10 protein-coding genes are annotated in these 13,694 nt (G+C 43.6%); 8 read left to right on the forward strand and 2 right to left on the reverse strand.

Annotation, left to right across the window (positions count from 1 at the left end):
• The first annotated feature begins 48 nt into the window (after window positions 1–48).
• From U0033_RS29715 to U0033_RS29750, 8 genes are all read left to right on the forward strand, one after another.
• Window positions 49–600 (forward strand): RNA polymerase sigma-70 factor, encoded by a 552-nt coding sequence (locus U0033_RS29715; RefSeq protein ID WP_072362162.1) that lies wholly within the window; start codon window positions 49–51, stop codon window positions 598–600.
• Window positions 601–680: 80 nt separating this feature from the next.
• Entirely contained in the window at window positions 681–1,727 is a 1,047-nt protein-coding gene (locus tag U0033_RS29720; protein ID WP_072362163.1) for a FecR family protein, read from the forward strand.
• Window positions 1,728–1,815: 88 nt separating this feature from the next.
• Window positions 1,816–4,995, forward strand: coding sequence for a SusC/RagA family TonB-linked outer membrane protein (locus tag U0033_RS29725; RefSeq protein ID WP_072362165.1), 3,180 nt, complete (start codon window positions 1,816–1,818; stop codon window positions 4,993–4,995).
• 19 nt (window positions 4,996–5,014) lie between these two features.
• A complete protein-coding gene (locus tag U0033_RS29730; protein WP_072362167.1) occupies window positions 5,015–6,904 on the forward strand; it encodes a RagB/SusD family nutrient uptake outer membrane protein in 1,890 nt (629 codons plus the stop codon).
• Window positions 6,905–7,067: 163 nt separating this feature from the next.
• Entirely contained in the window at window positions 7,068–8,093 is a 1,026-nt protein-coding gene (locus U0033_RS29735) for a sensor histidine kinase (protein ID WP_072362169.1), read from the forward strand.
• On the forward strand, window positions 8,090–8,773 hold the full coding sequence (locus U0033_RS29740; protein WP_072362171.1) for a LytR/AlgR family response regulator transcription factor: 684 nt from the start codon (window positions 8,090–8,092) through the stop codon (window positions 8,771–8,773). Before U0033_RS29735 ends, U0033_RS29740 begins: the two co-directional genes overlap by 4 nt.
• Before the next feature lie 101 nt (window positions 8,774–8,874).
• Complete coding sequence (locus U0033_RS29745) at window positions 8,875–11,106, forward strand: TonB-dependent receptor (protein ID WP_072362173.1); 2,232 nt, start codon at window positions 8,875–8,877, stop codon at window positions 11,104–11,106.
• Between the two features lie 4 nt (window positions 11,107–11,110).
• A complete protein-coding gene (locus U0033_RS29750) occupies window positions 11,111–11,905 on the forward strand; it encodes a DUF4249 family protein (RefSeq protein ID WP_072362175.1) in 795 nt (264 codons plus the stop codon).
• Between the two features lie 62 nt (window positions 11,906–11,967).
• On the opposite strand, the gene U0033_RS29755 is transcribed toward U0033_RS29750, so the two are convergent.
• The gene (locus tag U0033_RS29755; RefSeq protein ID WP_072362177.1) at window positions 11,968–13,194 is read right to left on the reverse strand and encodes a bactofilin family protein; all 1,227 of its coding nucleotides are present in this window, start codon (window positions 13,192–13,194) and stop codon (window positions 11,968–11,970) included.
• The gene (locus U0033_RS29760) at window positions 13,191–13,691 is read right to left on the reverse strand and encodes a YcxB family protein (RefSeq protein WP_072362179.1); all 501 of its coding nucleotides are present in this window, start codon (window positions 13,689–13,691) and stop codon (window positions 13,191–13,193) included. The genes U0033_RS29755 and U0033_RS29760 overlap by 4 nt, the downstream gene beginning before the upstream one ends.
• Between the last annotated feature and the right edge of the window lie 3 nt (window positions 13,692–13,694).

Below are 13,694 nucleotides of genomic sequence, written 5' to 3' on the forward strand. Positions count from 1 at the left end.
AAGTTGATACAATACCTAAGAAATGAAATTTGTTTTTATATTTATGGTATGTCCACGTTAAATACCATTTCTGCATTGAGAGAAGGCGACCCTTCTGTTTTCAGTGACATCTTCCACGAGTTTCACAAGAAGGTCTATTTTTACGTGCTCTCCAAAACACACTCCCCATACATCGCCGAGGAAACCACACAGATCACGTTCATTAAATTATGGAATTACAGGGCGCAACTGGATGATTCCGAACTGCTGGATAAATTAATCTTCCATATTGCCAAAGCAACTTTCATCGATTTGCTTCGTAAAGAAGCTGTGAAAGAACGCTTCCTGCAACAGGGGCCCCCTGCCAAAACTGATAGCGAGCACACACTGGAAGCCATTGCATCGAAAGAACTCATGTCGAGAGTAAAACAAGTCGTGGAGGAAATGCCTCCCATGAGAAGAAAGGTATTTGAATTAAGCAGGTATGAATTTAAAACCTATAAGGAAATTGCCGAACAATTATCGCTGTCTGTAAAAACGGTAGAAAATCATATGTCACTTGCACTCAATTATTTAAGAGAGCTGCTACTCTTCCTGCTCCTCTTATTTTACCTCCGCTAAAAAAATATTTCCCGGGCCATTAGGGGTAGGCCCTTTTTCAAACGATATTATCTTAAAGCGCCATTATTTAACTGGAACTGATGCAAAGGGAATTGATCGACAAATATTTCAGAAATGAATGCTCTGATGAAGAAAGGAAGCAGGTGAAGGAATATTTAATGAATAATCCCGGGGAATGGAATAGGTATGTAAACGAAGCCGACTGGGATAATTTCATAACAAATGATGAACTGGATCCCGGTTTAACTGAAAAGCTGTACACAAAAGTAAGTGAACAAACTTTTAAGAAACGCAGCAAAGGAAGGATCTATTGGATGGCGGCGGCAGCTGTAGCCGTATTGCTCGTCGGAACAGTGTGGACTTATTTAATGCTCAGCCATACCAGTTTTTCCAAAGCAGGTATCAGTGCATTCAATTCCGGCAAACTGGCTGAAACCGCCAACACTTCGGATTCTACCATGCGCCTGATCCTTGCAGACGGCTCCCTGGTAATGCTCGCTCCCCACAGCAGCATTCGCTATCATGAGCCATTTTCCAGTGGAAAGAGCAGGATCATTTACCTGGAAGGAAAAGCATCTTTCGACGTAAACAGCGACCGCAACAGACCGTTTATCGTACATGCTGACAGGTTGGTAACTACTGTACTGGGAACCTCCTTTACAATAGACGCCTTCAATGAAAACAACTTTGTAAAAGTAAAATTACACAAGGGTAAAATTCAGGTAGCACCCATTAATAACGTTCATGAAAAGTGGAATGAAAGAGAAATATTAAAACCCGGGGATGAACTGACCTATGACAAAGGAACAATGCTGGCAAGCGTAAAACGATATGTGCCGGTTGAAAAACTAGTCAAGGCAGGACCGCTTGATATTAAAAACATCAACATTCGGAGGCCCGATATTTATACATTTGATATCTCGCCACTCTCGGATGTATTTGATCAGCTCAGCGTTTATTACCAGGTAGATATTTACTATTATCCTTCCGAAATACAGGACAAATATTTTTCAGGGAAGATGCGTAAATCAGATACTTTAGAAACTATTTTGAATGACATAGGATTATTGAACCACTTAAAGATTGTAAAAGACGAGCAGCACTATATTATAAGTAAGAAAAACTAGCCAAACACTAAATATGAAAACTGACAATATCGTTGATCCAATCAGCGAAGGGACTTTAATTGTCTAACTAATTTATAGCAGATACAAAATGAGAAAACTAAATTCCACGTTCGCCGTGCTCTGCATGGCGGTCATGTACAGCTTTGTCCCATTATTACTGATTGCACAACCCAATCAGGGACGTTCGGACGTAACAGGCATTGTTAAAAGCGAACAAACAGGGGAAGCGCTTTGGGGTGTAAGCGTAACCGTTAAAAACGCAGCGAACAATTTTACCGCCTCCGTACAGACTGACAGTGCAGGCCTTTTTACATTTAGCAGGTTGCCTGCTGGTCCGGGTTATACGTTTACCTTTTCATTCATTGGTTATGATCCGCAAACGCTTTCAGGGTATCATCTGAAAGGTGGTGCCGATTTCTCTCTAAGAGTAGACCTTCATTATGCAGAACAGAAAATAAATGAAGTAGTGGTGGTCGGCTATGGATCTATGCAGAAAAAAGACCTGACAGGTTCCATCAGCCAGCTTAAAACCGCGAAACTGGAAAAGGAAAGCCCTCGCTCTATCCAGGACTTATTACGCAGTGGCGTACCGGGCCTGATCATTGGCCAGAGCGCTTCTGCAAAAGGCGGAGGCGATATCCAGGTGAGAGGCCAGCGTTCCTTAAAAGCCAGCAATGATCCCCTCATCGTACTGGATGGTGTGATTTTTTTCGGAGAGCTTTCTGAAATCAATCCCCAGGATGTGGAGCACTTTGATGTATTGAAGGATGCTTCGGCAGCTGCTATTTATGGCGCTAAATCTGCAAATGGCGTCATTATCATCACCACCAAAAAAGGTGCCTCTGAAAAACCGACCATCCGTTTTGATGCCAGTACAGGTATTGCCACCTTAGGAAAATCGAGGCAGGTATATGATGCCCCCGGTTACCTGCAATACCGCTCCGACCTTTTCAATAGTACCACCAGGTGGCAAACGCCTGCAAAATACCTGAACCCCACAAAGGAGAACCTGGACAAATACGGGATCACCCTGGATAACTGGAAGGCATATGATGCGCTCACCGGCACACCGGAAGAGATCTGGCTACTTCGTTTAGGCCTTTTCGATAAAGAGCTGGCCAACTATGCAAAAGGACGTACCTATGACTGGTTCAAAGGTTCTTTCCAGCATGGTGTGCAGCAGAATTATAATGTGAGCTTCTCCGGCAAAAGCAAAGATGCACTCAACTATTACTTCTCCCTGGGCTACCTGAATAATGAAGGGATTATCGTAGGTGATAAATACCGTGCTTACCGGGCCAGCGTGAAATTAGACGGCAAGGTGAATAAATGGATGCACACCGGCTTAAACGTCAATTTCCAGGATCGCTCTGATGGTAACCTGGCGGTTGATTGGGAAGCCCAGATCATCCAGAACTCACCTTTCGCAAATCCTTATGATACACTTGGCAAACTGGATGGGCAACCTATGGGTGCCAGTGTGAACCAGGGTAAGAACTCGCAGTATGATAACTTTTACAAAGAACTGGAAAAAGGATATACTGTTCTGAATACAACTTTATACCAGACGATCAAACTGCCATTCAATATTACCTACCAGCTGAACTTTTCCCCAAGAATGCAGTGGTTCTATAACAGGTATCATGAATCACAGAATAACCCACTGTGGACTGATAACGGAAAGGTGATCAGGGAAAATACGAAGAACTTCGACTGGCAGATAGATAACATCATTACCTGGGATTACAGGTTTGCACAAAAGCATGCATTGAAAGTGACCCTCCTGCAGAATGCAGAAGAACACAGGTCCTGGAATGAAGCCATCACGGCCACTGATTTTACGCCTACTGATGCATTAGGATTTCATAACCTGGGAGCTGCGAATCCGCTGAAGACAACCGTCAGCAGCAATGATACCCACAGCACCGGCGATGCATTGATGGCCCGTTTATTCTACGCGTACGATAATAGATATATGCTCACAGCGTCTATACGCAGGGATGGTTACTCCGCATTTGGTGCATCCAATCCCAGGGCCACCTTCCCTTCACTGGCCTTTGCCTGGAGTTTTGCGAATGAAAGCTTTTTCCACTGGACACCGATGAGCACAGGTAAACTGCGCCTGTCATGGGGGATGAATGGTAACCGGTCTATTGGTATCTACCAGGCCTTGTCTAACCTGACAACAGGTGCAGGCAGGTATCCTTATGTAACAAGTAACGGTACCGTGTATGAATTATCCCAGCTCTATGTAGACCGCATGGCGAACTATGACCTGAAATGGGAAGCCACTTCCGCATGGAACCTGGGCCTGGATTTTGGCTTCTTTGATAATAAACTGACAGGTAATATTGAGGCGTACTATATGCCGACCACAGACCTGCTGATGGACCAGACCCTGCCGGACTTTACTGGTTTCAGCACGGTGACCACCAACCTGGGAGAAGTAGTGAACAAAGGTTTTGAACTGGGATTGACCGCGCAGACCATGAGCCGGAAGAACTTTGAATGGAATACCACCTTCGGTGTTTCTATGAACAGGAACCAGGTAAAACATCTCTACTATACCTACGAGGATCAGCTGGATGGAAATGGCAATATTGTGGGCTCCAAAGAAATAGATGACATAAAAAACGGCTGGTTCATCGGCCATGATATTGCTTCCATCTGGACTTACAATGTACAGGGCATCTGGCAGGAGAAAGAGCGCGAAGAAGCTGCGAAATACGGGGAGATCCCCGGTGATGTGAAGGTGGAAGATGTAAACAGGGACGGCAAGTATACCAATGAAGACAAGCAATTCATGGGTATGACCACCCCACGCTTCCGCTTTACCCTGCGGAATGATTTCAACCTGTTCCGGAACATCGATTTCTCCTTTAATATCTATTCTAACTGGGGGCATAAGGCAACTTCCAACGACTACCTCAATAACGCAGGTGCACAAACGGACAGGCAGAATACCTATGTGAGGAAATACTGGACACCGGAAAACCCTTCCAATACATATGCAAGACTGAATTCTGCCAATGTGCAGAACATCTCACCGGTGCGCGTGATCGATAAGTCATATATCCGACTGGACAACGTATCCATCTCTTACACCCTTCCGGCCCGTTTAATCAGGAGAATAGATATGGCGCAGCTGAAAGTATATGCAGCAGTACGTAACGTGGCTGTATGGGCTAAAAACTGGGAATACTGGGATCCTGAAACCACCTCACTGATGCCCAGGTATTATACAATAGGTGCCACTGCCTCATTTTAATGTTTCAAACTGAACTGATATGAAAATCTTTATAACAACTATTCTGCTGGCATTGATGATCTTCGTGCCCACCAGCTGTAAGAAAGAGTTCCTCAATCCTGATCCGCTTTCGTTCTATGAGCCGAGTATTACTTTTACTACCAAAGAAGGTTTGCAGGCAGCGATCAGCAGTTGTAACAGAAACCTGACCTACGTGTGGACAGGAGAAGGATGTCCCCTACTGACAGACTTACTTTTTTCAGATATTGCAATCGATGGCACAACTGATAAGTCAGGCCCCGCGCAGGATCTGAATGCCATGATCACCCCCACATCCAACAATAATGACATCAACACAAACAAGATTAACTGGTTCTGGTTCGAGGGGTATAAAGGCGTGAAATATGCCAATACCATTATCTCTAACCTGCCCCGGGTGAAAGGCCTGGACACCACCTTGCGCGATCAGATGATGGGAATGGCCTACTTCCATCGCACTTTCAGGTATCTGTGGCTGATCTTTGATTTTGGAGATATTCCGTTTCTGACAAAGGAGATCACGACAACCAAATTCAATTTCCGTTCTACCAAAAGAAATGTGATCCTGCAACAGCTGGTAGCTGATATGGAATTTGCCGTGGCGCATGTTCCTGCTACGGCAGATTATGGCATGGTGACGAAAGGTGCCTGCCAGCAATTGCTGATCAAATGTTACCTGGCGAACAATGAGTTTGATAAAGCGATCGATGTGGCAAATCAACTGATCAATACAGAAGGTTATTCACTAATGACAGCACCTTTTGGCACATTCGTGAACCCCATGCCTGCTGTACATAATATTACCAGGAATGTGATCTGGGATCTGCATCGTGGGGTGAATAAATCCATTGCTGCGAACAGGGAGACCATCTTCAATATCATCAGCCGGGAAGAGCTGATCAACAGCCGGCAGGATATGTTCACCATGAGAAATGCCGTTCCTTTCTATTCCGGTTCAGGTAATCAGCTGATCAGTACCCCTTCCGGAAAACCCGGATTGAGTGCCAGTTATACCGCTACAAAAGATAAAATAGACCTGCGTAAAACATATGGCAGGGGGATTGCCAAAACAAGACCTACCTGGTATAGCCGTTTCACCATTTGGACAGATACCAGTGATCTGCGACATAGCAGAAGTACGGGCAACTGGATGAATATGGAAGATATGGTGTACAACAATCCTAACTTATTGAGCAGCGGAGATGCCTGGTATGGCAAGCATGTACAGTTATACAACGATGCCGGTAAGCTGCTGGTGACCGATACGGTAAGAACTTATTTTGACTGGCCGCACTATAAACTATGGGTAGAGACACCAAGGAATGAAACAATTGATAACTACAATGGTGGCGCCAGTGACTGGTATATTTATCGCCTGGCAGAAACTTATTTGCTGCGTGCAGAAGCCTATTTCTGGAAAGGGAACCTGGCAGCCGCAGCGGAAGATGTGAATGTGGTTCGTCGTCGTGCACATTGCACACAGCTGTATAGTGCGGGAGACATGAACATGGGTGTCATACTTGATGAAAGGGCCCGCGAGTTGTATTATGAAGAGATGCGGCATGTGGAGTTAAGCCGCATCTCCTACATCTTTGCCCGCACACATCAATCTGATGAATTTGGAAAAACGTATACAGAAGAGAATCTTTCTACCAGCAGTTACTGGTTTGAAAGATTGACGAAGTATAATAATTTTTATAATAAGGGCGTGAAGACGACTTATGGTACACTGTTTACTGCCAGCCCCTACCACCTATTGTGGCCGGTGCCGCAGTCAGATATTGATGCAAACAGGGAGGGCCGCCTAAACCAGAATTATGGTTATTCAGGATATGAGAAGAATGAGCCACCGATAGATAACCTGGAAGATGCTATAAAAGCACAGGAGTAGCAAATGTTCACGCAGAGGGATGTCTCAAACTATGGGACATCCCTTTTTATGCTGGTACCATGGGTACCAGGCCCCAAACTTCTACAAATCACCTGCCTTCATCTCAATTTTTTTGAGAAGAAAGAAACATACCTTTGGTTTGGGTATTATTTTCAAACCAATTATGAAAGTCAAGCGTTTTATCATCTCTACACATATCCTGGTCTGGATCTTACTATTGGTAATCCCCTATGTATCGACAGACCAGGTCTTTAATGCCTTAGACCCTACCTCGGACAGCAAGTACCTTTTACTCTGCCTGGTTTTAAGTGCTGTATTGCTCAGCATCTTTTATTTTAACTACCTCTTCCTCATCCCCAGGTTCCTGCTCGCAAAGAAATACTGGTTATACTTTTCTTTTTTATTACTGGCAGTCGCAAGCGTAGTCTTTTTATCCGGTACTGTATTTTATTTTTCTGATTTCAATCCTGATACTTTTCCGGCAACCAACCCGATCATCGAAAAGATCATCCCGGTTATTATCGTGAACGCACTCCTGTTATGGCTCCTCTCTATTATCTCCTCCATATTATGGACCATCTATAACAGGCTGAAGCAAAGCGAAAGCGAAAAACTCTCCGCCCAGATCGCATCGCTCAAATCACAGATCAATCCTCATTTTCTATTTAATACTTTGAATAACATTTATGCGATAGCGATAGATACCTCTCCGCGTGCAGCCGATATGGTGGATAAACTTGCGGAGATGATGCGCTACACAATGAGAGATACCCAACAGGATTTTGTATTGCTGGAAGATGAGGTAAATTACATCAGCAATTACATCGAACTGCAAAAGCTCCGGTTAGACAGAACTGTGAAACTGGAATACACGATCCAGGAAGATATTCCTGTATTGCGTATTGCGCCCATGCTGCTGGTACCCTTTATAGAAAATGCCTTTAAACATGGTGTAAATTCAGAACAGAAAAGCCGTATCAGGATAGAAATTACTACCAATAATGGAGAGCTGCAGCTCAGCGTGGCGAATAATAAGGTGAACATACAGCGGGAAATAGCTGAACGAAGTGGCCTGGGTATAGAGAATACCAAACACCGCCTTAACCTGATTTATCCAGCCAAACATTTACTGGTGATCAATGATACGGGAAAAGAATTTTTAGTTTCTTTGCATATCAATTTACAATGATCAACGCAATTGCCATAGACGATGAACCCTTAGCACTAACCGTGATAGCATCGCTATGCGCTAAAAGTGAGATGATCCATTTACAAAAAACCTTTACCCAACCCAGCGAAGCACTCCGGCATTTAAGGAAATTTCCCGCAGACCTCATTTTCTGTGATATCCAGATGCCGGCAATGACAGGCATTAATTTAGTCCGTTCCCTGCAGCAGGATACTATGGTGATCTTCACGACTGCATTCAGCGAATACGCCGTAGTGAGTTATGAACTAAACGCCATTGACTATTTACTGAAACCCATCAATCAAAAACGTTTTACACAGGCCATTAACAAAGCACAGGAGTATTTTGAATACCTGCATAAGAAAGATGATACCAGCATTTTTGTGCGTGCCGATTTTAGCCTGGTAAAGATCCCTGTTGCAGATATCCTGTACATCGAAGGGCTGGCCGATTATCTCAAAATACACATCAAAGACCGCAAACCCATTGTAGCCCGCATGCCAATGAAAGACATGATGGAGAAGTTGCAGTCAGCCGATTTTATCCGCGTACATCGCAGTTATATCCTGCCTTTCAGCAGGATCGGGGCGGTGAGAGGTACCACCATTATTATTGGTGATAGAGAATTCCCTATTGGCAAGACCTATGTAGCCGAATTTTTTGCCCGTTATTCACATTAAGGAATTGCCTTCTTCGCATATTCTTCTCCCTTCTTCTCAGAAATTTTTAAAGGCTCTTTTTTGATTTCACATTTGCATAGTAATTATCCTAATCCATTACTATGTACAATAAAACCATCGCAATAAGCCTGTTTTTTCTATGCAGCAGCACCTTATTGCTGGCACAATCAAAGTTCACTGTCAGCGGAACAGTGAAACAACAATCATCAGGCGAATCACTCATCGGCGTTAACGTTGTGGTAGCGGAGAAACCTACCCTGGGTGTGACGACGAATGAATATGGTTTCTTTTCCATTTCATTACCTAAGGGGCATTACACTTTTCGCTTCTCATATGTAGGGTACAGGCAGGAATTAGTGCCGGTAAACCTGGATAAAGATGTAAGGCTGAACCTGAATATGAACGATGAAAGCAAATTGCAGGAAGTCGTCGTAAAGGCCAGGAAAGAGAATGATAATCTTACGACTGCCACCATGGGTACAGAAGTCTTAAACATCAAAGATGCAGCAAAGCTCCCGGTCGTATTTGGGGAGAAAGACCTGGTGAAAACCATTCAGCTGATGCCGGGAGTAAAATCAAATGGAGAGGGGAGTAACGGCTTTTCAGTAAGGGGAGGAGCTACAGACCAGAACCTGATCCTGCTGGACGAAGCACCGGTATACAATGCCTCTCACCTGTTGGGCATCTTCAGCACTTTCAATAGCGATGCCATCAAAGATGCCACGATCATAAAAGGGAATAACCCTGCGCAGTTTGGAGGTCGCCTTTCCTCCGTACTGGATGTGAAAATGAAGGAAGGGAACAACAAGGATTATCACGTGAGTGGCGGCCTGGGCCTGATCAGTAGCCGGCTGACGATAGAAGGTCCTGTGCAGAAAGATAAATCCTCATTCATCATATCCGGAAGACGTACCTATGCGGATCTCTTTGCTAAGATCTCTCCTGATTTTAAAGATATACAGCTGTATTTCTACGATCTGAATGTAAAGGCGAACCTGGCTGTCAATGACAGGAATAAACTTTATTTCTCCGGCTATTTTGGGAAGGATGTCCTGGGCGTATCTAAAACCTTTGGTAGTAAATGGGGCAATGCCACTGGTACACTCAGGTGGAACAGTGTGCTGAGTAGCAAACTCTTTTCCAATACGTCTTTTATCTATAGCAATTATGATTTTAATGTTAGTTTCAAAAGCGATAACAGTGAAACGAATTTCAATTCCAATATCAAGGATCTGAACCTGAAACAGGATTTTACCCTGTATGCGAATGCAAGGAATACCATGCGCTTTGGATTTAATGTAATACACCATACCATCGCTCCTACTACTGCGGGAGGAACGGATATCATAACAGGCAAAAAGAGCCGTAAAGGATTGGAGAATGCCTTATACCTGAGCAATTCATACAAGGCATCAGATAAGTTTGTCATCGACTATGGTTTGCGTTTTTCCTTCTATCATCTCCTGGATGCAGACACTGCCAAGACTTATGCAAACCTGGAACCACGCTTGTCAATGAACTACCGGCTAAGCAATACGGCCAGTATAAAAATGGGATATGCCCGCAATACACAGAACCTTCACCTGATGAGTAATTCCACCGGTGGTAGTCCTACCGATCAATGGATTGGCAACAGTCGTATCATACAACCGGAAGTAGCGGATCAGGTGAGCCTGGGATTCAGTAAGAACCTGAAAAATAATGCCTATGAACTAAGTACAGAGGTCTATTATAAAACCATGCAGCACCAGATAGATTATAAGGATGGGGTAGACCTGAATACGGTGGCTGATGTGGAAAAAGTGTTGCTTTTTGGAAAGGGCCGGGCTTACGGACTGGAGATCTTATTGAAGAAGAAGAAAGGTTTATTGACAGGATGGATTGGTTACACATTATCTAAAACAGAGCGGAAGATTGATGGTATCAATGATAATAGCTGGTACAATGCAAAGCAGGACCGCACACATGATCTGTCAGTAGTAGGTATTTACACCCTTTCTCCACGCTGGACGGTCTCTGGTACCTTTATCTATACGACAGGTAATGCTGTTACTTTTCCAACGGGTAAGTATGTGCTGAATGATATGGTTATTTACCAGTATGGTAGTCGTAATGCAGACAGGATGCCGGCTACACACCGGCTGGATATCAGTTTCACTTACGAGAGAACAAAGCATAGCTCATGGAGTTTTGGATTGTATAATGTGTATGGTCGCAGGAATCCGTATAGTATCACTTTTAAAGAAAACAAGGATAACCCGAAAAAGATCGATGCGGTGCAAACATCTCTTTTCCAGTGGATCCCGAGTGTAACTTATAATTTCAACTTTTAAGAGAATGAAAAATATTATTACAGCAATATTGATAACCCTGGCATTGTCCGGATGTGAGAAAGTATTGGATCTGAAATATAAGGATAATAAGTCCAGCTTAATTATAGAAGGGAATATCACGAATGAAAGCGGACCTTATTTTGTAAAGCTCAGCCGGTCGGTGAAGCTGACTTCAACAGGCGATTATCCTGCAGTAGATGGCGCACTGGTGATTATCAGTGATGATGCGGGGAATACGGATACGCTGATGGCAAAGGGGAATGGTATTTATCAGACGAATACCATCAACGGCATTGAAAACAGGACATACACATTGGTGGTGCGGGTGGACAATGAAGTGTACACTGCGCATAGTACCATGCCTGCCTTCGTACCATTTGATTCGATCAAAGTGGAAACGATCAAAGTGGTAGGAGATACGCAATATAACCTGATCCCGGTGTATACAGATCCTGTATATAAAGGTAACAACTACAGGTTTGTATTAACGGTCAATGATAAGCTCATTAACCAGCATTTTGTCCAGCAGGACGATGTGCGGAATGGTGTAGTCAATACTTCCCGGCTTGAGATCAATGATGATGACCTGGAATTAAAGAAGGGAGATACGATCAGTATGGAAATGCAATGTGTAGATGATAGTGTGGCCTTGTATTATAAGACCCTGGCCTTAATAGGGGATAGTGGTCCTGGTGGGGGCACTACCCCAAATAATCCCCGGAATAATATTTCAAATGGCGCATTGGGTTTATTTTCCGCACATACAAGTGTGTATAAGGGTGTGAAAATTTTATTTTAGTACCAATAAGTATATTGGTTGTAGGTTTAAGTGTCAATGGGTATATTCTTATACCCATTTTTTTATTTTAGTCTTTCCAGTTTCCGCTTATACTTTGTTGTAATGGCGGTCCATTCATTGCTGTACTGCCCGTTATCGTATAGGGATTGACTATAGGCAAAGGTGTCAGCAGAAAAGAACCAGCTAAAAATATTCTCCAGGTAGGCCACGTCGGCTTCAATCACTCTTTGCAATACACGTTCTTTCAAAATTCCGGCGGCAGTACAGTATTTTTCCAGCCATGCGCCCCTGCCATGTTTTACATATGTCACCAGCAGGTCTTCGGTAATGCAGTCATCTGGTATCCGTTCCATTTGCCAGTCGCTATGCTGAATCAATAGCTGCAATAATGCAGCTTCATAGAACTGTTCAGGAATATCCAGGTTGATAATTGCGCCATTGACGGCGGCTTTATAACAAAGCTCCCTGGTAATAAGTGTTTCCGGCAGGTAGCGGAGTGCCATGCCGCTTTTATTCACAGCATATTCCACCATTTCTTCCGTGATCAGGGCTGGTGGAAAGTCTTCCAGTGCAGATACTGATTTATTCAGCGCCAGCAGGCAGAGTTCTTTTGTGCGCATTTCAGGTGGTACACGCTTTAAATCACGGTAGTTGTGATTCACTTTCTTGTGCCAGTATTGCGCATCTCTTTCAAGCTGGCTCAGCACATATTCGCCTGCTGCGAGGTCGTATCGCAGTTCTTCAAAGGTTGTGGTAAGTTTATTATTTAGTACTTCAGCGATATCTTCTTCTTCGGGATTATCGCTTTCTTCGTCGTTATAATAAAAGAGGGAAATGTTTTTATGATCGGGGATAAAATGATAATCCTCTACAACCATGACAGGTGCAGTAAACAGGCCAGGGCATTTCATCCAGCCATGATTATAGTGAAGCATAATTACTTCTTCGGCACTTACATTTCCGGTGATATGTGTGGGAGAACCTCCTATTAATAAACTACGGCATACTACATTCCCTTTTACATAAAAGACAGGTCCATAATCGCCTTCTTCATTCACAATGTTTCCATTCACCAGCAGGTTTCCATCTATAATATAACCGGCTACACCATGCAGTTCCAGGACGAGCAGGAGATCTTTTTCTAATACCAGGTCTCCTCTATGCAGGTAAAACCGGCTGTCCGCTTCGATGAAATCTTCAAATGCCTCAGTGCTTTCATAGATGTTTTCATGAATCCTGTATTGAGCGATTGCATCTTGCAGTGTGATAATTTCAAAAGTAGTATTCATTTTCCCAAACCTTTTGCCTCAGCTATTTTATGCTTGATATAAGTGATTTCATCGGCGCCCAGTACACTTTTTTTGACCAGGTAACCCTCGCGGGCAGACGGTTTTAATACCAGGAACCCTGCTAATTCCCTCACTCCCCTGAAGTTTGACCAGGAGAGATCAGACTTAAAGTTTTCTCCCTGGATATGCACACCTTCATCATCGAACTCATAGCGCATCTCCTGTCTCAGAGAGGTATTCCTCAATCGTGTCAGTAAAATTAATCCTGTCATTATTAATGGATAAAAGAGCAGGACTAAAGCGTAAGGGAATGAGAAATAAAGGCCTTTGTTATAATGATCCAGGAAACCATATGCTACCAGTGCTGGCATAATGAGCGAGTAAAGGCCCATAGTAGCAAGGATAATGGTGGTAGGTTTTATGTAATAAGATGCAAGCAGGAATTTGGCGTATTCAAGCGGGGAGATCTTAAAACTGATGGATAAAAGGTTCTTCATGGT

It is taken from the genome of Chitinophaga sancti (assembly GCF_034424315.1).
Lineage (GTDB): Bacteria > Bacteroidota > Bacteroidia > Chitinophagales > Chitinophagaceae > Chitinophaga > Chitinophaga sancti.

Bases quoted from the DNA above. Each gene is read 5' to 3' on its own strand.
- U0033_RS29760 (WP_072362179.1), bottom strand. From the start codon at position 13,691: ATGAAGAACCTTTTATCCATCAGTTTTAAGATCTCCCCGCTTGAATAC.
- U0033_RS29730 (WP_072362167.1), top strand. From the start codon at position 5,015: ATGAAAATCTTTATAACAACTATTCTGCTGGCATTGATGATCTTCGTG.
- U0033_RS29735 (WP_072362169.1), top strand. From the start codon at position 7,068: ATGAAAGTCAAGCGTTTTATCATCTCTACACATATCCTGGTCTGGATC.
- U0033_RS29715 (WP_072362162.1), top strand. From the start codon at position 49: ATGTCCACGTTAAATACCATTTCTGCATTGAGAGAAGGCGACCCTTCT.
- U0033_RS29725 (WP_072362165.1), top strand. From the start codon at position 1,816: ATGAGAAAACTAAATTCCACGTTCGCCGTGCTCTGCATGGCGGTCATG.
- U0033_RS29755 (WP_072362177.1), bottom strand. From the start codon at position 13,194: ATGAATACTACTTTTGAAATTATCACACTGCAAGATGCAATCGCTCAA.
- U0033_RS29750 (WP_072362175.1), top strand. From the start codon at position 11,111: ATGAAAAATATTATTACAGCAATATTGATAACCCTGGCATTGTCCGGA.
- U0033_RS29740 (WP_072362171.1), top strand. From the start codon at position 8,090: ATGATCAACGCAATTGCCATAGACGATGAACCCTTAGCACTAACCGTG.
- U0033_RS29745 (WP_072362173.1), top strand. From the start codon at position 8,875: ATGTACAATAAAACCATCGCAATAAGCCTGTTTTTTCTATGCAGCAGC.
- U0033_RS29720 (WP_072362163.1), top strand. From the start codon at position 681: ATGCAAAGGGAATTGATCGACAAATATTTCAGAAATGAATGCTCTGAT.